This is a genomic window from Nocardioides sp. (genome assembly GCF_014360585.1).
Classification (GTDB): domain Bacteria; phylum Actinomycetota; class Actinomycetes; order Propionibacteriales; family Nocardioidaceae; genus Nocardioides.
This window is the reverse complement of the sequence record NZ_JACIXG010000021.1, coordinates 46,692-66,558: the sequence shown is the minus strand read 5'-3', so window position 1 is coordinate 66,558 and position 19,867 is coordinate 46,692. Positions and strand designations below refer to the sequence as shown.

The 19,867-nt window shown below is 68.8% G+C and carries 17 protein-coding genes; 6 read left to right on the top strand and 11 right to left on the bottom strand.

The features are described from left to right. Window positions 1–107: 107 nt before the first annotated feature. Entirely contained in the window at window positions 108–611 is a 504-nt protein-coding gene (locus H5T77_RS09440) for a hypothetical protein (RefSeq protein ID WP_292648110.1), read from the bottom strand. Between the two features lie 528 nt (window positions 612–1,139). On the opposite strand from H5T77_RS09440, the gene H5T77_RS09435 reads away from it, so the two are divergent. Then, entirely contained in the window at window positions 1,140–2,099 is a 960-nt protein-coding gene (locus H5T77_RS09435; RefSeq protein ID WP_292648109.1) for a DUF6414 family protein, read from the top strand. Between the two features lie 202 nt (window positions 2,100–2,301). On the opposite strand, the gene H5T77_RS09430 is transcribed toward H5T77_RS09435, so the two are convergent. Together H5T77_RS09430 and H5T77_RS09425 are read right to left on the bottom strand one after the other, a co-directional pair. Beyond that, a complete protein-coding gene (locus H5T77_RS09430; RefSeq protein ID WP_292648107.1) occupies window positions 2,302–2,850 on the bottom strand; it encodes a flavoprotein in 549 nt (182 codons plus the stop codon). Continuing rightward, complete coding sequence (locus tag H5T77_RS09425) at window positions 2,748–3,764, bottom strand: DMT family transporter (protein WP_292648105.1); 1,017 nt, start codon at window positions 3,762–3,764, stop codon at window positions 2,748–2,750. The genes H5T77_RS09430 and H5T77_RS09425 overlap by 103 nt, the downstream gene beginning before the upstream one ends. 60 nt (window positions 3,765–3,824) lie before the next feature. Here H5T77_RS09425 and H5T77_RS09420 point away from each other — a divergent pair, with 60 nt between their 5' ends. After that, window positions 3,825–4,391 (top strand): TetR/AcrR family transcriptional regulator, encoded by a 567-nt coding sequence (locus H5T77_RS09420; RefSeq protein WP_292648103.1) that lies wholly within the window; start codon window positions 3,825–3,827, stop codon window positions 4,389–4,391. Between the two features lie 25 nt (window positions 4,392–4,416). Here the strand turns inward: H5T77_RS09420 and H5T77_RS09415 are convergent, their stop codons facing one another. Continuing rightward, the gene (locus H5T77_RS09415; RefSeq protein WP_292648101.1) at window positions 4,417–5,304 is read right to left on the bottom strand and encodes a helix-turn-helix transcriptional regulator; all 888 of its coding nucleotides are present in this window, start codon (window positions 5,302–5,304) and stop codon (window positions 4,417–4,419) included. Between the two features lie 135 nt (window positions 5,305–5,439). Here H5T77_RS09415 and H5T77_RS09410 point away from each other — a divergent pair, with 135 nt between their 5' ends. The 3 genes from H5T77_RS09410 to H5T77_RS09400 all read left to right on the top strand — a co-directional run bounded on the left by H5T77_RS09410 (window position 5,440) and on the right by H5T77_RS09400 (window position 9,228). Further along, window positions 5,440–6,756 (top strand): MFS transporter, encoded by a 1,317-nt coding sequence (locus H5T77_RS09410; protein ID WP_292648099.1) that lies wholly within the window; start codon window positions 5,440–5,442, stop codon window positions 6,754–6,756. Between the two features lie 65 nt (window positions 6,757–6,821). Then, window positions 6,822–8,450 carry an AMP-binding protein gene (locus H5T77_RS09405; protein WP_292648096.1) on the top strand — a complete coding sequence of 543 codons (1,629 nt, stop codon included), beginning with the start codon at window positions 6,822–6,824 and terminating at the stop codon, window positions 8,448–8,450. A gap of 7 nt (window positions 8,451–8,457) precedes the next feature. Then, window positions 8,458–9,228, top strand: coding sequence for a thioesterase family protein (locus tag H5T77_RS09400; protein ID WP_292648093.1), 771 nt, complete (start codon window positions 8,458–8,460; stop codon window positions 9,226–9,228). On the opposite strand, the gene H5T77_RS09395 is transcribed toward H5T77_RS09400, so the two are convergent. The 3 genes from H5T77_RS09395 to H5T77_RS09385 form a co-directional block, all read right to left on the bottom strand. After that, window positions 9,197–9,814: a DUF2238 domain-containing protein gene (locus tag H5T77_RS09395; RefSeq protein ID WP_292648089.1), complete on the bottom strand. Its 618-nt coding sequence runs from the start codon at window positions 9,812–9,814 to the stop codon at window positions 9,197–9,199. The two genes, H5T77_RS09400 and H5T77_RS09395, sit on opposite strands and share 32 nt — an antisense overlap. Window positions 9,815–9,952: 138 nt before the next feature. Next, complete coding sequence (locus tag H5T77_RS09390) at window positions 9,953–11,674, bottom strand: AMP-binding protein (protein WP_292648086.1); 1,722 nt, start codon at window positions 11,672–11,674, stop codon at window positions 9,953–9,955. A 52-nt stretch (window positions 11,675–11,726) separates the two neighbouring features. Then, entirely contained in the window at window positions 11,727–12,206 is a 480-nt protein-coding gene (locus H5T77_RS09385) for an OsmC family protein (RefSeq protein ID WP_292648084.1), read from the bottom strand. Between the two features lie 129 nt (window positions 12,207–12,335). Here H5T77_RS09385 and H5T77_RS09380 point away from each other — a divergent pair, with 129 nt between their 5' ends. Next, window positions 12,336–14,003, top strand: coding sequence for an alpha-glucosidase (locus tag H5T77_RS09380; RefSeq protein WP_292648082.1), 1,668 nt, complete (start codon window positions 12,336–12,338; stop codon window positions 14,001–14,003). A 58-nt stretch (window positions 14,004–14,061) separates the two neighbouring features. Here the strand turns inward: H5T77_RS09380 and H5T77_RS09375 are convergent, their stop codons facing one another. From H5T77_RS09375 to H5T77_RS09360, 4 genes are all read right to left on the bottom strand, one after another. Then, window positions 14,062–15,600: a glycoside hydrolase family 13 protein gene (locus H5T77_RS09375; RefSeq protein ID WP_292648081.1), complete on the bottom strand. Its 1,539-nt coding sequence runs from the start codon at window positions 15,598–15,600 to the stop codon at window positions 14,062–14,064. Window positions 15,601–15,702: 102 nt separating this feature from the next. After that, entirely contained in the window at window positions 15,703–17,211 is a 1,509-nt protein-coding gene (locus H5T77_RS09370; RefSeq protein WP_292648079.1) for an MFS transporter, read from the bottom strand. A 73-nt stretch (window positions 17,212–17,284) separates the two neighbouring features. Continuing rightward, window positions 17,285–18,454 (bottom strand): CaiB/BaiF CoA transferase family protein, encoded by a 1,170-nt coding sequence (locus tag H5T77_RS09365; protein WP_292648077.1) that lies wholly within the window; start codon window positions 18,452–18,454, stop codon window positions 17,285–17,287. Window positions 18,455–18,459: 5 nt separating this feature from the next. Next, window positions 18,460–19,788: an SLC13 family permease gene (locus H5T77_RS09360; protein WP_292648075.1), complete on the bottom strand. Its 1,329-nt coding sequence runs from the start codon at window positions 19,786–19,788 to the stop codon at window positions 18,460–18,462. Window positions 19,789–19,867: the final 79 nt, after the last annotated feature.

The window sequence follows — 19,867 nt, the reverse complement described above, 5'->3', positions numbered from 1 at the left end:
GAGGGTCCTTCGCTTTCGCGTCGTTGGCGCTGGCAATGCTTGTGTGGCGGAGGCCCGGGGAGTCGAGAAGGGCCCTCTCCTGGCGCCTTAGCGTCTGCCAGGAGCGCTCACATCAGCTTGTCGAGGAGCATGCGCACGATGCCCTCGCTCTTGTACATCGAGTCGTGGTGGAGGTCGAACGAGTCTCCATCGGCGAACTGAAGGCGCCAGGTCACCGTCCAGTTGTGGATGTCGCGTGAGTCCCACCCTGCGCCGCGGGCCTCGGTGACGTCGATTCCGGTGATGTCGGCGACGCGGCGAGCGCGAGCGGTCATAGAGTCGGGCTCGGTGTGTCCGTTGGGTGCATCAAAGCCCCAGCCGGCGACCTTGGCCGAGGCAGTCACCGTTACGACACGGTCGCCAACCCATGCGAAAGCGTTCCAGGTGGTCCCGTCGTCGCCGTCGGTACGGTGACCGCTGAGTGCATCGGGGACGACGTCGCCGACCAGGCTTGTGACCGCCCAGGCGACGTGGATCGGCGGCTTGGTGCCTTCGTCCTTCAGGCCTCCAGCGATGTCCCGTAGTGTCTCCCGCTGTATCTCCACGAACTTCTGCTTTCTGTTGTGGGTCAACCGCCGTTGGTCGACCTCGTCGCCTGGAAGGCTCGCAGTCGGCACGGAAGGGGTTCATGAGACGGCGCCGTCATCCCTGAATTGGGTGAGGAAACTGCCTCAACTTTCCCATCTCCGATCGAGTCCAGACGCGGGATCCAGACGAGACGGCCTTGCCTACGCCCTGCTTCGCGCGGGTTCCCCTCGTCCTGCTTGCGTTTCCGATTCATGGACTTTCCAGGTCGGCGACCCGCTGCTCCATCCGCACCAGCATGGCGGTTGTCCGTCGCTGCTCGTCGACGTAGTTGGATGACGTCGAGTTCGCCGCAGAGGCGGTCGCGCGGGCGAGTGTCAACCAGTGGAGTATTCCGACTGGGAGCGACACGAGCAAACGGGACTGATCGGCCCACGCCGACCCACCAGGGTCATCCTGGCTGCGCTACGTCATCGGGTAAGTGCCCGGATTATTGAGGTGCCCAGATGGCGGTGTCGTCTGGTAGGAGTTGGACACCCTCCTCCAACAACCGCCATCCACCTGTGGGAACCACCATGCCGAACAACCTCCCGGGATCCGATATCCCCGACGTACGCGAATACATCTACGTCGACACCGACCGCGTCACCAGTCTCCTAGCGCAGATGTACGACGGCCTGCCCACCGAGCAGGAGACCAAGCAATCCCGCAGTTCGAAGCTCCAGGCGAACGTGACGATTCTTCGCGGCGAGCGCGGGCGAGACGACGCCGAAAGTGAGAAGCTAGCCCTCGCCGACCTCCACACCTCCATGCTCGAGGAAGCCGCGTACAGTCTCGGGCTCCTCCGCGACGTGTCCGAGGACCCCGACGACAAGGCCCGCCGGCCTAAGAGCTGGCTTCGAGGTCAGGTCCGTAATCTAATCAAGCCAGGGATGCTGCTCCGTGTCACTGCCCCCACCATCCTCATCGACCCGCACTATCTCGTCGGGACCTTCCGTAGATTGGAGGCGTTCGGTGACACCGAGGACGCCGAGTTCGAGGGCATCCTCAAGTTGATCGAGGCGATCTACGGCAACGAGATCACACTCAATATTCGCCCGACAGTCGACCCTAGGGACGCATTCGTCGGGACGATCCCTCACGACCACGGATTCAAGGCGCTCTCGCGGGACCTGCTCCTCAACCGGATGGGAGCCGATCCGACCGAGGTTACTGCGGTGGTCCAGATCGCGCGCATCCCAACTGAACGCGATAAGACCCAGGACCAGCTCATGAACGAGTTGGAGGACATCGGCCGGAGGTTTGACCAACTCTCCCCGGACACGCTCGACCGTCAGGTGATAGACGACATGATCTCGAAGATGGGCGCCCTCATCGAGAGTGCTGGCCTCGCGGCGGCACCGAAGTGGCCGGCCATCTCAGTAATCCCGCTCGCGCTGTACCGCAACGTCCTTCCAGCGCCAGTCGGCGCGCTGTTCCTGGAACGCAACAAGGCCAATGCGCCGAAGTCGATCACCGGAGGGGGCGACCCGTAACGATCTCCTGACCCTGCTCAGGATTCGAGGTCGGCGTCGTGGCAGCGGGGTGAGTCTCGGTCCCGGTGGACCGCAGCTCGGGATGGCGAGGTGCAGTCGACGATTAGGGGCAGCTATGTACGAGAGTGGGGAGCCGCTGCCGGAGTCCAATCCGAATCGAGACGCTTGTCCCCAGATTGGTGATGCAATCTGGGGCGGCGTACTAGTAGCCATCTACAGCCTGCTGAGTTGCCTCGACGATCGCGCCCCACGGCAGGGCCTGATCCCGGGGCATCTGGCGCGGCGGGTGGAGGGGCCAGAGGTCGGGGCCCTCGATGAGGTGCACTCCGGCAGCGCGGAGCGCCGCCAGGTGAGAGGCCCAGGCGGGGTGTGCGGCGTGGGCGGCGTTGATCAGCGGGAAGAGCACCACCGGCACGGTCGCGAGCACCTCGGTGACGACCGTCATCGCCTGGTTGTCGGCCAGGCCCAGGGCGATCTTGGCGGTGGTGTTGAAGGTCGCGGGCGCAACGACGATGACGTCCAGGTCCGGGTGCGGGCGCGGCTCCCACGGGAGTCGGCTCGTCCCCCGCACCGGGAACCCGGTGGCGGCCTCGATCCGGTCGGCCTCCCCGTTCGCGCTGAGCCAGCCGAACGCCGTCGGCGTCAGGGTCACCGGCACCTGATGTCCCGCGTCGAGCAGCGGGGTGACCAGCTCGTCGCAGAGGCGCTCAACTCCGCCGGCAGCGCTGGCGATGACTCCGATGGTGGCCACCCCGCGAGCGTACGTGAGGAGGGATCGTGCGTGGCGGCGCGGCGTCGCCGTGCCGGACCCAGGACTGCGACCACCCCGACCGCGCTGAGCACGAATCCGGCGAGCGCGATCGGCGCCAGTGTCTCACCGAAGGCGGGCCAGGCCAGCGCGGCCGCGATGCCTGGGGTCAGATAGAGCAAGGCGCTGACCGGGACCGATCCGTGGCGTTCCAGCACGACCAGGTAGAGCACGTAGGCCGTCACCGTGACCAGCACGATGAACACCTGGGCCCACCAGAACGCCGGGTCGACAGGTGGTCGCCATCGCCCTGAGGGCACAGCGACCAGCGTGGTGAAGCCGAGAGTGACCACGACATGGACCGTGAGCCGGTCCAGCACGTCTGCGCCGGTGCCCAACCGTTCGCCGAGCAGCGTTCCGGCCGAGAGCGCCACCATCCCGAACCCGGCCACTGCCAGGCCGAGCGCCGCCCCCTGCGTGCCTGCGCCGAGGTCGTTGCCGGCCACGAGCGCGACGCCCGCCAGGCCCGCCGCGAGCCCGAGCAGCGTACGCAGCGACAGCACGCGACCGGCCAGCACCGTTGCCGCCAAGGCGACGAGCAGCGGCTGGAGGGATGCGACCAGGGCGTTCGTACCGGTCGGCACGCCGAGTGCGGCCGCCTGGTAGGCCCCGTAGACGTAGATCGCGTGGCACAGCAGACCGACTATCCCTTCGCGCCAGAGGAAGGTCGCGGTCAGACGGCGCTGTCGCGCGATCGCGATCGTCACGAGCGGCACTGCGGTCAAGAGGTAGCGCCACAGCATCGTGGTCTCGGCAGGCGCACCGGCAGCGGCGGCCATGGTGGCCCCGATGAAACCGGAGCTCCAGGACAGCACAAGAGCAGCGAAGAGGGTCAGGGTGAGCAGGACTCGGCGCATGCTGGCAGGTAACCATACCGGTCGGTATACTCTCAGTGTCCTGAGAGAAGGAGATTCACGGTGAAGCGAATACCCAACCCCGACACTCCCACCGGTCGCCGAATCCTCGACGTGGCCAGCGCCCTCTTCTACGAGCGCGGCATCCGCGCAGTCGGCGTCGACCTGATCGCGCTCAAGGCGGAGACCACGAAAAAGACCATCTACGACCGCTTCGGATCCAAGGACGGCCTGGTGGCTGCGTACCTCTCGCGGCGTGGCGACCTCTGGCACACCTTCATCGCCGACTGGCTCACCAGCCACCCCGCCGAGGGGCCCGAGCGGGTGCTCACCATGATCGATGCCGAGCGGTCATGGCGCGCCGGCAGCCTGCGCGGGTGTTCCTACATCAACGCCTACGCCGAGATCGGCAACACCGACCATCCCGGCGCCGAGGTCGTACGCACCGGCAAGACCCAGGCTCGCGACCTCTTCGTCCGCCTCGCCGCCGAGGCAGGCGTCGGCGACCCCGAGGTCGTCGGCACGGCCTGCCACCTGGTCTACGAGGGCATGCTCGTGTCGGTCTCAGCAGGAGGTCGCCAGGCGGCGTACGACGAGGCCCGCGACGCGATGCGAACCCTGCTGCGCTGACGGTGGCGGCACCTGCTCGGCCAGGTCAGTCGATCAGACCGGCTTCGCGCGCCACCCGGACGGCGTGGACGCGGTTGTTGGCGTTGAGCTTGCGGGTGGCGCTCTTCAGGTAGGACTTCACCGTGCTCTCCACGATCCCGAGCGCCTCGGCGGCCTCCCGGTTGCTGTTCCCGAGCGCCACCTGGCGAAGGACGTCGAGCTCGCGCGCGGCCAGGCGTACGGCGGGAGCCAGCTGAGCGGGCTTCCTCTCCCCCGGCGCGGCGGTGAGCCGTCGGACCATGGATTCGAGGCGGCTGCGGACCTCGGGATCGGCCACCTGGCCGGCCAGGTCGGTGAGCTCGGCCGCCATCTCCCTACGCTCGGCCAGATCACGCTTCGTGGCGGTCTCGACCGAGCTCGGAGCCGGCGACGGCGCGGGCGCCAGCCGGGAGAGCCGGTTGCGGACCTCGTCGTCGATCAGGATCTCCCGCTCGAGGGTGCGGACCAGCGGACGCAGCGCGTCGAACCAGACGCCGCCGAGGCCGACCTGCGAGCGGGAGGCGAGGTAGACGAGCATGCGCGGTGTCCGGTCGACCAGGATCGGCAGGGCGGCGACGGTCTGGATCTGCTCCTGAGCGACGGCGGTGTCGTAGAGGTGGGTGATCCCGCGAGCGGTGTAGTAGTGGTCGACGGAGCCGGGCTGACGGGTCTGCAGGGTCTTCCCGCCCAGGCCTTCACCGTTGACGACCCGCAGACCGCGCAGCGCACTGCCCTTCGCACCACAGGTCGCGGTGATGTCGATGGCGGTGCCGTCGCCGCGGACCGGGCCACCGAAGGCGAGATCCAGCCCCGACGCGGCGCGGAACGACGCCAGTGTCTGGGCGATCCTGGACCCGTCGTACGGCGCCTCGGGGGCGATCGCGCTGGTGCTCATGGCGATGAGCGTAAGTGACGACCATCACAGGCAACAAGGGGCGTGCCCCCTCTTTCGAGGGCATCCTTCAGGGGGTATCGGAGAGGTTGTGACTGCCCCAACACTCGGTTCACCCACCGAGCAGGAGGCACGATCATGGCCCAAATCGCGGCTACCCGAGCCGAGGTCGACGGGCGCACCATGCGCCGCGTCGCGACGGCATCACTGACCGGCACCACCATCGAGTTCTACGACTTCCTCATCTACGGCCTCGCCGCGGCGCTGGTGTTCAACGCCGTCTTCTTCCCGTCCATGGGCGGCCCAGAAGGCACCATGGCGTCGATCGCGACCTTCGGTGTCGCGTTCGTCTTCCGGCCGCTCGGCGCGATCCTCTTCGGCCACTACGGCGACCGGATCGGCCGCAAGGCCACCCTGATCACGACGCTGATGATCATGGGCGCATCGACGTTCGCGATCGGGCTCCTCCCGAGCGCGGACTCGATCGGCAAGAGCGCCGTCGTGATCCTGGTGGTGCTGCGCGCCTTCCAGGGCATCGCCCTCGGCGGCGAGTGGGCCGGCGCGGCCCTCCTCACCACCGAGTACGCCGCCCACGGCCAGCGCGGGCGCTACAGCATGTTCCCCCAGCTCGGTCCCAGCCTCGGACTGATCCTCGCCGCCGGCGCGATGCTCGTCACTTTCAGCCTGATGGCTCCCGAGGCGTTCGCGACCTGGGGCTGGCGGATCCCGTTCCTGGCCAGCGCCGTCCTGGTCGGCGTCGGCCTCTGGGTCCGGCTGAGCATCGCCGAGACCCCGTCGTTCAAGAAGGTGCAGTCGGCCGGCACCCGCAGCGCACTGCCGTTTCTCGGCTGCATCCGGGACCAGTGGCGACAGGTTCTGCTCGGCGGCGGCATCATGGCGATCGTCTTCGGCGCCTTCTACACCGGCGCCAGCTTCATGGTCGCCTACGCGGTCGGCACGCTCGGCCTGAGCATGAGCCAGGCACTGCTCGGCGTCATCATCGCGGCCTTCGCGATGAGCGTGACCGTCATCGTCTCGGCGTTGCTCTCCGACGTGTTCGGCCGGCGTGCGGTCCTGCTCATCGGCGCTGGTTTCGGTGTCGTCGCCGGGCCGCTCTCCTTCGGCGTCATGGAGCCCGGCAGCTTCGTCAGCTTCGCCCTCGGCAACAGCCTGCTGCTCTGCGTCCTCGGCCTCAACTATGGTCCGATCGCGGCGTTCCTGCCCGAGACGTTCCAGGCCAGGTACCGCTACACGGGGGCGGGCTTGGGCTACAACATCGCCGGGATCCTCGGCGGCGCCGTCCCGCTCGTCATCGCAGAGGACCTGTTGTCCCGGTGGGGCACCGACGGGATCGCGTACTTCCTCACCGCTCTTGCTCTGCTGAGCGTCGTCTGCCTGCTGATCGCCAAGGAGACCAGTCGCGTGGAGCTGGATGCGGAGCCGGCGCTCACCTGACCCGCCGCCGACTCACCCTCCTTCGGGGGTGTGGCAGCCACCACGGTCTCGGTCATGCTCGCGGCATGACCGAGACCTCATCCATCACCGCATCGTCGGCCCGTGGCAGCACCGACGTTCCGCTGCTCGAGGAGACGATCGGAGCCAACTTCGAGCGCATCGTCGCCCTTCATGGAGACCGCGAGGCGCTCGTCGAGGCAGCCACCGGCCGGCGCTGGACCTACGCGGAGCTGAACACCGACGTCGACGCCCTCGCGGTCGGCCTGCGCAAGGCGGGCATCGGCAAGGGCGACCGCGTCGGCATCTGGGCGCCCAACTGCGCCGAGTGGACGATGGTCCAGTTCGCCACGGCCAAGATCGGGGCGATCCTGGTCAACATCAACCCCGCCTACCGCACGCACGAGCTCGCCTACGCGCTCAACCAGTCCGGAGTTCGGCTGCTGATCAGCGCGACGGCGTTCAAGACCAGCGACTACGTCTCGCTCGTCCGCGAGGTGGAGGGCGAGTGCGGCGCGCTCGAGCAAACGATCTTCCTGGGCACCCCGGAGTGGGACGCGCTGCTGGCCACCGGTCGTGGCGAGCGGCTGGCCGACCACGTCGGCTACCCGCTCGATCCGGACGACGCGATCAACATCCAGTACACCTCCGGGACCACGGGCTTCCCGAAGGGCGCGACGCTGTCGCACCGCAACATCTTGAACAACGGCTTCTTCGTCACCGAGACGATCCACTTCACCGAACAGGACCGGCTCTGCATCCCGGTGCCGTTCTACCACTGCTTCGGCATGGTGATGGCGAACCTCGGCTGCACCACCCACGGCGCGACGATGGTCATCCCGGGCCCCGGCTTCGACCCGGCCACGACGCTGCAGACCGTCCAGGACGAGAGATGCACGGCGCTGTACGGGGTGCCGACGATGTTCATCGCGATGCAGGACGATCCTGGCTTCGAGTCCTACGACCTCTCCACGCTGCGTACGGGGATCATGGCCGGCGCGCTCTGCCCGGTCGAGGTCATGAAGCGGTGTGTCAGCGAGATGCACATGAGCGAGGTCGCGATCGCGTACGGCATGACCGAGACCTCCCCGGTCTCCTGCCAGACCCGCACCGACGACGACCTCGAGCGGCGCACCGAGACGATCGGCCGGGCCGCCCCGCACGTCGAGATCAAGATCGTCGACCCGGTCACCGGCGAGGTGGTCCCCCGCGGCACGGCGGGCGAGTTCTGCACCCGCGGCTACTCGGTGATGCTCGGCTACTGGGACGATGAGACGAAGACCGCCGAAGCGATCGACGCCGACGGCTGGATGCACACCGGCGACCTGGCGGTCATGCGCGAGGACGGCTACTGCGTGGTCGTGGGCCGGATCAAGGACATGGTCATCCGCGGCGGGGAGAACATCTACCCACGTGAGATCGAGGAGTTCCTCTTCACCCACCCCGACATCGCCGAGGCCCAGGTCGTGGGCGTTCCCGACGAGAGGTACGGCGAGGAGCTCTGCGCCTGGATCCGGATGCGTCCCGGCGCAGAGCCGCTCGATGCGGAGGCGGTCCGAGCCTTCGCCAGCGGGAAGCTCGCCCACTACAAGACGCCGCGCTATGTGCTGGTCGTCGACGAGTTCCCGATGACGGTGACCGGCAAGGTCCGCAAGATCGACATGCGCGAGCAGAGCGTCGCTCGGCTCGGCCTCTGAGGTGTCGATGAGTTATTGGCATCGGACTGGTCCGAGCACGTTCACTCCATCACGGCACGTCGGCGGCGCCTGGGACCTGGAGACTCAACACATCGCCACTCTGCTCGGCGTGCTCGCGCACGAGGTCGAACGCGAGCACGACGCCCGCCGCGGCGCCGGCGGCCTGCGGATCAGCCGGCTCAGCTACGACATCCTCGGGACCATCCCGCTCGAGCCTGTCGCAGTGGAGATCACCGTGCTCCGGCGCGGCCGCACGATCGAGCTCGTCGAGGCCCGCGCCAGCCACGCCGGCCGTCCCGTCGTGCTCCTCCGCGCCTGGCTGACCGCCGGCTACGCGACGGCTGACCTCGAAGGAACCCACCACGTGGCGATGCCCGCACCGGACGAGGTGCCGGCCTGGGACATGACGACGCTGTGGGCCGGAGGCTTCATCGCCTCGGTCGAGGTGCGCCGTCGCGACCTCGACCCGGGACGGGCGCAGGCCTGGGTGCGTACGCCGCACGCCCTGGTCGCCGACGAGGGCGTGAGCCGGTTGGCGCAGGTCGCTGGGCTGCTCGACATCACCAACGGCATCGCCGTCCGGGTCGACCCGAAGGACGTCAGCTTCCCCAACCTCGACCTGACGGCGCACCTGTTCCGAGCCCCGGCGCCGGGCTGGCTGGGACTCGACACGACCGTCTCGTTCGGCCCGGAGGGCGCCGGGGTGACCACGTCCGTGCTCCACGACGAGCGCGGTCCCTTCGGCATCAGTACGCAGTGCCTGACCGTTCGCCCCTGACGGCTTCTCGGCTCGCGCCCGGAGGTGACTCGGTGAAGTGCCAGTACGCCGCGATGACGGCCGCCGCAGCGACCGAACCGAGCCACCCGAGCGTCAGGTCGCCGATCGTGTCGCGGTAGGCCCACTGGAGCTCAGAGGACGTGGTGACGAACGAGAAGTACTCGAACACCTCCCAAGCCAGCGCAATCGTCATCCCGACTGCTACCGCGCGCTCGAGCACCTGTCCGAAGGTGCCGCGGTGAAGGGTGAGCAAGACCGCAGCTGCGCTGAGCTGACCGGTGGCGAAGAAGTGGCTGGCGTCGTCGAACCACACGATGGCGTCGTAGAGGTCCAGGCGGTTGCCGAGGACGTCGTTGAAACAGACCAGCGTGATGAGCAGGTCCGCGGTCCAGGGATACGCCCCCTGATGGCGACGCACCAGCCAGACGAGAGGGATCGCGAACGCGAGCAGCGGATAGGTGACTGCCCTGGCGATCGGAGCCTTTCCCTCCAGATTGCCCCACGTCGGATCGAGTCCGACACGGACGATGGACAGCAGGAGCAGCACTTTGGCGGCGACATCCAGCAGCACGACCACTTCGCTCATCGTCCAGCTGGACCGTCGGCGGCCGCGCGCTTCGTTCGTCACATCTCGATCGTTGCCCCGCCGTGATGACGGCGGCAAGGTCGCTGGTCCCGGGCCATAGTGCCCTCAGCCCCTGATCGCGTCGTGGGCAACTCCACTTCACCGCTGGCTGCGGGGGAAGAAGTCCTCGTAACGGTGCTCCCCCGCCGGCCCCTGGTCGACGACCTCCTGCTCGCGGGCACGGAGCTCGACGCGCCGGATCTTGCCCGAGATCGTCTTGGGCAGGTCGAAGAACTCCAGGCGCCGCACCCGCAGGTAGGGCGGGAGGTGGTCGCGGGCGAACTCGAGGATGGCCCGGGCGGTCTCGGCGGTCGGCTCGTGGCCGGCGGTGAGCGAGACGTACGCCTTGGGGACGGCGAGCCGCACGGGGTCCGGTGCCGGGACGACCGCCGCCTCGGCCACCGCGGGGTGCTCGATCAGGACCGACTCCAGCTCGAAGGGCGAGACCTTGTAGTCGGAGGCCTTGAAGACGTCGTCGGTGCGGCCGACGTAGGTGATGTAGCCGTCCTCGTCGCGGCTGGCGACGTCACCGGTGTGGAAGAAGCCGCCGCGCATCGCGTCGGCGGTGCGCTTCTCGTCGTCGCGGTAGGCGGTCATCAGCGTGGCGGGTCGTGCGGAGAGATCGAGGCCCAGATCAAGGCAGAGCTCGCCCTCCCCCGGTCCCTCGATCACGATCCCCTCGACCGGGTCGACCAGCACGACCGGGACGCCCGGCAGCGGCCGTCCCATCGAGCCGGGCCGGACCGGCTGGCCTGGGCTGTTGGCGACCGTCGCGGTCATCTCTGTCTGCCCGAAACCGTCCCGGATGGTCAGGCCCCACGCCTGCCGGATCTGGCTGATCACCTCGGGGTTGAGCGGCTCCCCCGCACTGATCGCCTCACGCAGCGAGCCGCAGCCGCCGGTGAGGTCGGCCTGGATGAGCATCCGCCACACGGTGGGCGGGGCACACATGCTGGTGACGTGCTCCTCCCGGATGCGCTGCAGCAGGGTGGCAGCGTCGAAGCGCGCGTAGTTGAGGACGAAGACGGTCGCGCCGGCGAGCCAGGGCGCGAAGAAGTTCGACCACGCGTGCTTGGCCCAGCCGGGGCTGGAGATGTTCATGTGCACGTCGCCGGGACGGAGGCCCAGCCAGTACATCGTCGACAGGTGTCCCACCGGGTAGGTGTAGTGGGTGTGCTCGACCAGCTTCGGGCGGCTGGTGGTGCCGCTGGTGAAGTAGAGGAGCAGCGCGTCGCTAGTGGCGTTGCCGGGGTGTTCGACGGGCTCCTGGCTCTCGGCCGCCGCTGCGGCGTACCCGTTCCAGCCCTCCTGCTCCCCCACACAGATCCGGACATGGTCGCCGGGGACGCCGTCGAACTTGCCCGTGTCCTCGGCGTTGCAGACCACCGCCTTCGCCCGGCCGCGGGCGAGCCGGTCCACCAGCTCGGCGGTGCCGACCGCCGTCGTCGTCGGCATCAGGACGGCGCCGACCTTCATCGCCGCGAGCATCGTCTCCCATAGCTCGACCTGGTTGCCGAGCATCACGATCACGCTGTCACCGCGTCCGACGCCGAGACGCCCGAGGTAGCGCGCGACCGCGTCCGAGCGCCGCGCCAGCTCGTCGAAGGAGTACGCGGCCCGCGACCCGTCGGCCTCGGCGATCACCAGCCCCGGAGCGTCGTTGCCCCGCGCCATCGGGTCGAACCAGTCGTGGGCGAAGTTGAAGCTCGCCCCGACGTCGGGCCAGCGGAACGTGTCGAGAGCCTCGGTGTAGGCGGTGCGCTGGGCGATCAGCGCGTCCCGGGCGTCGAGCAGGGCGTCGGTCGGGGTCGATCCAGTCATGGCGGTCATCATCGTCGCCGCCTCGACGACGACATACCCCCGGAAGAGGGGGCTACCGGGTCAGTCCGCCGACGATGACCGTGGGCTCGATCTCGACCGGGAAGCTCACGCTGTTGGCGATGAAGCAGTCCAGGTGGGCCTGGTGATGCGCCGAGGTCGCGGCCTCGACCATCTCTGCGTCTGCGACGGTGACGACCGGGCGCAGCACAGCCTGGATGAACCGGCCGCCGCTCCCCTGTGTCTCCATGGTGGCGGTCGCCGCGTCCTGGTAGTCGACGACGACCACACCGACCTTCGCCGCCTGATGCAGGTACGACAGCATGTGGCACTGCGCCAGCGCTGTCAGCAGCAGCTGCTCCGGGTTGTGCCGGCCGGCGTCACCGCGGAAGGTCCGGTCGGCGGAGCCGAGGATGTCGGGTAGTCCTTCGATGCGTACGACGTGGTCTCGGCTGTAGTCGCGGTAGCCGCTCGTTCCGGTGCCACGGTTGCCCGTCCACTCCACCGAGACTGCGTACTCGTGAATCATTGCCATACGTACACGCTAGCGCCGGTCTGGGCGGTGTATGTGCGGCGTCCGACCCGGTTACCGCTCGCTGGGACAGGTAACGACCGCGAAGCAGGAGATGCGATGACCCACCCGACACCGACTGAAGGAAGTCGCATGCCGGCGACCGTCACCGATCCCACAGGACGTACCGGGCCGGGCTGGTGGCGCTCCGCCGTCGTCTACCAGGTCTATCCGCGCAGCTTCGCCGACGGGAACGGCGACGGCGTGGGCGATCTGCGCGGCATCAGGGAGCGTCTCGACCACCTCGAGTGGCTCGGTGTCGACGTTCTCTGGATCTCCCCCGTCTACCCCTCGCCGATGGCCGACAACGGCTACGACGTCAGCGACTACCACGACGTCGACCCGACCTACGGCACGCTCGCGGAGCTCGACGAGCTGATCGCCGAGGTCCACCGCCGCGGGATGAAGCTGGTGATGGACCTCGTCGCGAACCACACCTCCGACGAGCATCCCTGGTTCGTGGAGTCGAGCGCGAGCCCCGACAGCGCCAAGCGCGACTGGTACTGGTGGCGCGAGGAGCCCAACAACTGGGGGTCGTTCTTCTCCGGCCCGGCGTGGACGTACTGCGAGGGCATGGCCGCGTACTACATGCACCTGTTCACCAAGAAGCAGCCGGACCTGAACTGGGAGAACCCCGAGGTGAGGCAGGCGGTCTACGAGATCATGCGCTGGTGGCTGGACCGCGGTGTCGACGGCTTCCGCATGGACGTGGTGAACCTGATCTCCAAGGACCCCGAGCTGCCGGATGCGCCGGTCATGCCAGGGCAGCGCTACGGCAACATGCGCGAGTCGGTGATCGACGGGCCGCGCGTGCACGAGTTCCTCGCCGAGATGCACCGGGAGGTCTTCGACCGGTACGACCGCGACCTGCTGCTGGTCGGTGAGACGGGCGAGACGACGGTCGAGGAAGGACGGAAGTACACCGACCCGGCACGCCGCGAGCTCGACATGGTCCTGCACTACGAGCATGTCGAGATCGATCACGGCGCCTTTAAGTGGGACGTACGCCCCTTTGACCTCGGTCGTCTTCGTGATCGGCTCGCGGCCTGGCAGGAGGGCCTGGCGGACGTGGGCTGGAACAGCCTCTACTGGGACAACCACGACCAGCCGAGGATCGTGTCGCGATACGGCGACGACGACCGCTGGCGAACCGAGTCGGCCAAGCTGCTCGCGACCGTCCTGCACCTGCAGCGCGGCACGCCGTACGTCTACCAGGGCGACGAGATCGGCATGACGAACTACCCGTTCGACTCCATCGACGAGGTCGACGACGTGGAGGCGGTGAACTACTACCACGAAGCGATCGCCGCGGGTCTGGAGCCTGAGGACGTGATGGCGTCGCTGCGGGCGATGTGCCGCGACAACGGGCGTACGCCGATGCAGTGGGACGACTCCCCCGGGGCCGGCTTCACCACCGGGACGCCCTGGCTCGCGGTCAACCCGAACCACACCGAGATCAACGTCGCAGCTCAGATCGACGACCCGGACTCGGTGCTCTCGCACTACCGGCGGTTGATCCGGTTGCGGCACGAGGATCCGATCGTCGCCGACGGCGACTTCACCCTGCTGAGCGACAGCCACCCGCAGGTCTTCGCCTTCCGCCGTCGTCACGAGAGCGGTCAGCTGGTCGTGCTCGCGAACTTCAGCGGAGCGGAGGCAGACCTGGGTGGGCTCGTCGAGGAGTGCCGCGGTGAGCTCGTGATCGGGAGTGGCGGCGGCCCGGTGCTCTCGCCGTGGGAGGCGCGGGTCTACCGGCGCTGATCCGGCGGCGACCACGCACACGAGCCCGGGCCCACCGGCCCGGGATCTGCTTTCGTCCTCACTCGTCGCTGAGCAGCCAGGCCGCGGTGTCCGGCGGAAGCTCGGAGGCGAGCGGCTCACCGCTGCAGATGAGCACGTCACCACGGGGCAGCGGCGTGGGCTTCGCGCCGCAGTTGATGACGACGGTCAGCCGGCCGCGTCGGAACGCGATGACGTCCTTGGGCACATCGAGGAACTTCACCTCCTTGTCACCGTGGGCGTAGCGGCGACGGGCCGCGAGCGCCGACCGGTAGAACTCCAGGGTCGACCCGGGCCGTCCGGTCTGCGCCGCCACGGTCAGGTCCGCCCACTGGTACGGCTGCGGCAGCCAGGGCTGCCCGTCGCCGGGCCCGAAGCCGAAGGGCGGAGCCTCACCGCTCCACGGCAACGGCACCCGGCAGCCGTCGCGGCCGTTCCCGCCCTCGGCCCATGGATCCAGCTGCTGCTCCGGAGGCAGCTGAACGTGCGGCAGCCCGAGCTCCTCGCCCTGATAGAGGTACGCCGCTCCTGGCAGTGCCAGCATCATCAGCGTCGCTGCCCGGGCCCGGGCGAGCGCCTGCGCACCGTCGCCGTAGCGCGTCCGGTGTCGCATCGCGTCGTGGTTGGAGAGAACCCACGTGGGCCAGGCACGCGAAGGGTTCAGCGCCTCCAGCGTGGACACGATCGCGTCGGTGAACTCGCTCGCCGACCAATGCGACTGCAGCCACCGGAAGTTGAACGCCTGCTCGAACTCGTCGGCGCGCAGGTAGCCACGCAGGTCGCCCGGTGCCCGGGTCCACGCCTCGGCGATCAGCATCCGCTCGCCGGGGTAGGACGAGACGACCTTGTGCCAGTCCCGGTAGATCTCGTGGACGTCCGGATGGTCCCACATCGGATCGTCGTCGACGCCGATCTCGTACATCACCGCCGGGTCGGAGTTGGGCTCTCCTCCCTCCGGGACACGCTGGTCGCGCAGGGCCTTGACCAGGCCGTGGGCGACGTCGACGCGGAACCCGTCGACGCCCCGGTCCAGCCACCACCGCAGCACCGAACGGAACTCCTCGATCACCTCGGGGTGGCGCCAGTTCAGATCGGGCTCCTCCCGGTCGAACATGTGCAGATACCACTGCCCGTCGTCGACCCGCGTCCACGCCGGCTGACCGAAGACGGATCTCCAGTTGGTCGGCGGCTCGTCGCCGTTGGGCCCGCGGCCGTCGCAGAACAGGTAGCGATCACGCTCGGGCGACCCGGGGCCGGCAGCGAGGGCGTCGATGAACCACGGGTGACTCGATGAGGTGTGGTTGGGGATCAGGTCGATGATCACCTTCATGCCGAGCTCGTGCGCCTTCTCGAGCAGGTCCTCGGCGTCCTCGAGCGTTCCGAAGACGGGGTCCACGTCGCGGGCGTCGGAGACGTCGTATCCGTAGTCGTACTGCGGCGAGGGATAGAACGGCGAGAGCCAGATCGCGTCGATGCCGAGATCGGCCAGGTAGTCCATCCGCGAGGTGATGCCGGCAAGGTCACCGGTGCCGTCCCCGTCTGCATCGGCGAACGAACGTGGATAGATCTGGTAGGTCACGGCCTCACGCCACCACGGGGAATTCACGGTGGGTCCGGTAACCCGATGCTCCTCAGGTCATGCCACCCCAGGACCTTCGTCCGCCCGACCGTCAGACCGTTCTCAGCGGTCGTGGTCGGCCGGGTGCAGCTGGGTCCCGGTGACACCGCAGTGCGCACAGGTCTCGATGTGCACTCGGTCCTCCTCGGAATCAGGCTCGGGTTCGGCGGCGAGCGGTCGCCGCACGAACACCGCTGCGAGCGCCGCACCGAGGATCAGGAGGCCGGCGTTGATGAGCATCGCCGCGCCGTAGCCGTCGTCGAAGGTCCGCGGGTTCGTGTAGTCGTCGCCTGCGATCCCGACCGCCGCCGGGATGACCGCGACGGCCAGCAGCCCGGCGGTCCGGGCCACCGCGTTGTTGACGCCGGAGGCGATGCCGACGTGCCGGTCGTCGGCGGCGTCGAGCACGGTGGCGGTCAACGGCGAGACCAGCAGCGTGAGCCCGATGGCGAACAGCAGGACCGGTGCCAGCACGTCGAGGACGTACGACGCCTGAGGGCCGATCCGCCCCATCCAGAGCACGCCGCCGGCTGCCAGCAGGGGCCCGAGGGTCATCGGCAGGCGCGGACCGATGCGTTGTGCCAGCGCACCCGCACGGGCCGAGAAGAGCAGCATGACCACAGTCACCGGCAGCAGCGCCGAGCCGGCCTCGAGGGGCGACCAGCCGCTGACGACCTGGAGCTGGAGGACCAGCAGCACGAAGATCACTCCGAGGGGCGCGTACACGAGCAGGGTGACGGCGTTGGCTGCGCTGAACTGGGGGTTGCGGAACAGCCCGAGCGGGACCAACGGATCGGCCGAGCGGGCCTCGACGACCACGAAGGTGACCAGCGCGACGACTCCGGCGGCGACGGTCACCGCCACGGAGCCGGCGAAGCCGACCTCGCCCGCCCGAGTCAGCCCGAAGGTGAGAGCGCCGAGTCCGGTCGCGGCCAGCACCGTGCCGGTGAGGTCGAGCCGGCCAGCGGCGTCCGGGTCTCGGCTCTCCGGGACGTGACGCACGGCGACGATGACGATGAGCACCGCGACGGGGACGTTGATGAGGAAGACCAGCCGCCAGCTGATCTCCACCAGCCAGCCGCCGACGAGCGGTCCGATCGCGGCGGCGATGCCGCTGAGACCTGACCAGGCGCCCACGGCGGCGGACCGGTCCTCGCCGTGGAACGACGCGGCGATGATCGCCAGGCTCCCCGGGGTCAGCAGGGCACCTCCGACCCCCTGCAGCCCACGCGCGGCGATCAGCACCTGGATGTCGGGAGCCAGCCCGCACAGCAGCGACGCGACAGCGAACCACACCACGCCGATGAGGAAGATCCGCCGCCGACCGAACCGGTCACCGAGGGAACCGCCGAGGAGGATCAGGGCCGCGAGGCTCAGCGTGTAGGCGTTGACCGTCCACTGCAGACCCGAGAACCCCGCGTCGAGGTCCTCCCCGATCCGGCCGAGGGCGACGTTGACGACGGTCGAGTCGAGCATCGCCAGCCCGGAGCCCAGCACCGTCGTCGCCAGCACCCACCGGCCGCGGGCGGTGCCCAGCCGGAGCGGAGCCAGGTCGCTCGCAGAGTCCGTCATGAGCGGGCTCCTTTCCTCGGTGGCAGACGCGGTGCGAGCAGTATCTCAGCCGGGTGCCCTTCCGTCTCCGCGCTCAGGGCTGGTCCGCCACCCACCTACGCAGCCCGGAGCCGTGCTGGTCGAGGGTGGGTGGCGCGGCGTGGTCGGTGGGCGTCACCTCGGCGCCCTCGGTGAAGAACCTCAGCGGCGGTCCGGGGAGGGTGAGGTGACCGAGGGTGGCGTGGTCGACGTCGATCAGCAGGCCCTGGCTGGCGGTCTGCTCCCAGGCATAGACCTCGTCCAGGGAGCGGACCTTGCCGGCCGGGACGCCGGCCTCGGCGAGCTTGGTGAGCAGCTCCTCGGCAGGCCACGGCGCGAAGAGCGTCTCGACGAGCTCGACGACCTTCTCCCGATTGGCGGCGCGCTCAGGATTGGTCGCCATTCCCTCTCGGTCCGGCGAGATGTCGAAGGCGCTGCAGAACCGCCGCCACAGGCCCTCGCTCCCGACCGCGATCTGCACGGTGCCGTCGGCGCAGCGGAACAGGCCGTACGGCGAGATGCTCGGGTGATGGTTGCCCTGCGAACGGCCGACCTCGCCGGCGACGGTCCAGCGAGTGCCCTGGAAACCGTGGACACCGACGACAGCGGAGAGCAGCGAGGTGCGTACGACGGTCCCGCGGCCGGTGCGCTCCCGCTCGTGCAGAGCGGCGAGCACGCCGTAGGCGCCGTACATCCCGGCCAGCAGGTCGGCGATCGGCGTACCGACCCGCTGGGGGTCGTCGGGGCCCGAGCCGGTGAGCGACATCAGGCCGGCCTCGCCCTGCGCGATCTGGTCGTAGCCGGACCGCCCTCCCTCGGGGCCGTCGTGGCCGAACCCGGTGATCGAGAGCACGACGAGACGAGGGTTGCGAGCCTGGAGGTCGTCGACGCCGAGCCCGAGCCGCTCCAGGACGCCGGTGCGGAAGTTCTCGATGAGGACGTCGGCCTTGTCGGCCAGGCGCAGCAGCACGTCCTTGTCGTCGGGGTCCTTGAGGTCGAGGGTGATCGACTCCTTGTTGCGGTTGGCCGAGAGGAAGTACGTCGCCTCCCGCTGCCCCTCCTGGCCCACGAACGGCGGGCCCCAGCCCCGGGTGTCGTCTCCGTGGCCCGGCGCCTCCACCTTGATGACGCGAGCACCGAGGTCGCCCATCATCATCGCGGCGTGCGGCCCGGCCAGAGCGCGGGAGAGGTCGAGGACGACGATGTCGTCGAGCGGTCCACGCATCTGCGTCACCACCCCGGGAGGACCAGGGCGGTCCAGACCAGGAGGGGCCCGAGGAGCACCACGATCACGCTGTAGCCGAGGATCTGCTTGTAGTAGCGCTCCTCGGTGATGCTCTCGGGCCGGTTGGCCAGCATCAGCGCGCCGTTGGTGGAGAACGGGCTCACATCGACGATCGTCGAGGAGATCGCCAGCGCGGCCACGAACAGGGCTGCCGAGATCCCGCCCTCGGCGATCAGCGGCACCGCGATCGGGATGATGATCGGGAGCAGTGCCGTCGAGGAGGCGAACGCCGAGACCACGCCGCCGACGTAGCAGAGGACGAGCGCACCGATGGCCGCGGCGCCCAGGCCCGCGGCCCAGTTCCCCACGAACTCCGGCGATCCGGCGGTGTTGAGGATCGTGGCGTACGTCGAGACGCCGGCGACCAGCAGGACGGTCGGCCAGGCGATCTGGCGGATCGCGTCCTTGTGCTGGCTCGGCGAGAGGGCCGCCAGGACGGTCGCGGCGGTGATCGAGGCGAAACCGATGTTCTTGTCGAAGAACAGGGCGATGGCGGCGACGATGACGAAGGCGGCGAGGGTCAAGACCTGCTCGGTGCGGATGCCGGGCTTGGTCCCGGTCGGGGCGACGGTGCCGTAGCCGCGGGCGGGGACGGTGACGCCACCCTCGTTCAGGCTCTCGGGTACGCCGGCGGCGGCGTTGGCCGCCTCGCCGGGATCGAGCCGCATGCTCATCAGCGCCCGTCCGCCGAGGGCGAAGAACAGGATCGTCGCCATGATCAGGTTGACCACGAGGCTGGTCACGAAGACCGTCATCTCGCTGGCCGGCAGGCCGTTGTCGACCATGACCGAGTTGGTGATCGTGCCGTAGATGCTGATCGGCGAGAAGCCGCCGCCCTGAGCGCCGTGCACGACGAACATGCCCATCATCAGCGGGTTGATCTTGTAACGGCCGGCGAAGCCGAGCGCCACCGGCCCGATGATCGCGCAGGCCGCCGGGCTCGCGGCACCCATGGCGGTCAGCAGGGCGGTCACGCCGAACATCACCCACGGGATGAGCGCGACCCTGCCGCCCACCGCCCGGACCGCACTGCTGACGATCAGGTCGACCGTGCCGTTGTTCCTCGCGATCGCGAACAGATAGGTGACACCTATCAGCGTCAGGATCAGGTCAGCGCTGACCCCGGCCAGGATCTCCTTCTCGGAGAGGTCCAGCGCGAACATCCCGACCAGCCACGCCGCGACGTAGGCCAGAGCTCCCATGTTGATCGGCAGCAGCGTGCCGGCCACGAACAAGGCGACCAACGCGATGATCGCCACCCATTCCGGTCCCATCCGACTTCCCTTCTGTTGGCCCCCGAACGACACCGCTGCTTGTGACTCGGCTCACAGGCGGATCAGTGGCCTAGCCAAT

What these genes read in the sequence shown, in the direction of transcription:
- H5T77_RS09435 (WP_292648109.1), top strand. Translation starts at nt 1,140, where the DNA reads ATGCCGAACAACCTCCCGGGATCCGATATCCCCGACGTACGCGAATAC.
- H5T77_RS09415 (WP_292648101.1), bottom strand. Translation starts at nt 5,304, where the DNA reads ATGAGCACCAGCGCGATCGCCCCCGAGGCGCCGTACGACGGGTCCAGG.
- H5T77_RS09425 (WP_292648105.1), bottom strand. Translation starts at nt 3,764, where the DNA reads ATGCGCCGAGTCCTGCTCACCCTGACCCTCTTCGCTGCTCTTGTGCTG.
- H5T77_RS09370 (WP_292648079.1), bottom strand. Translation starts at nt 17,211, where the DNA reads ATGACGGACTCTGCGAGCGACCTGGCTCCGCTCCGGCTGGGCACCGCC.
- H5T77_RS09400 (WP_292648093.1), top strand. Translation starts at nt 8,458, where the DNA reads ATGAGTTATTGGCATCGGACTGGTCCGAGCACGTTCACTCCATCACGG.
- H5T77_RS09365 (WP_292648077.1), bottom strand. Translation starts at nt 18,454, where the DNA reads ATGCGTGGACCGCTCGACGACATCGTCGTCCTCGACCTCTCCCGCGCT.
- H5T77_RS09385 (WP_292648084.1), bottom strand. Translation starts at nt 12,206, where the DNA reads ATGGCAATGATTCACGAGTACGCAGTCTCGGTGGAGTGGACGGGCAAC.
- H5T77_RS09380 (WP_292648082.1), top strand. Translation starts at nt 12,336, where the DNA reads ATGCCGGCGACCGTCACCGATCCCACAGGACGTACCGGGCCGGGCTGG.
- H5T77_RS09360 (WP_292648075.1), bottom strand. Translation starts at nt 19,788, where the DNA reads ATGGGACCGGAATGGGTGGCGATCATCGCGTTGGTCGCCTTGTTCGTG.
- H5T77_RS09405 (WP_292648096.1), top strand. Translation starts at nt 6,822, where the DNA reads ATGACCGAGACCTCATCCATCACCGCATCGTCGGCCCGTGGCAGCACC.
- H5T77_RS09410 (WP_292648099.1), top strand. Translation starts at nt 5,440, where the DNA reads ATGGCCCAAATCGCGGCTACCCGAGCCGAGGTCGACGGGCGCACCATG.
- H5T77_RS09390 (WP_292648086.1), bottom strand. Translation starts at nt 11,674, where the DNA reads ATGACTGGATCGACCCCGACCGACGCCCTGCTCGACGCCCGGGACGCG.
- H5T77_RS09395 (WP_292648089.1), bottom strand. Translation starts at nt 9,814, where the DNA reads ATGAGCGAAGTGGTCGTGCTGCTGGATGTCGCCGCCAAAGTGCTGCTC.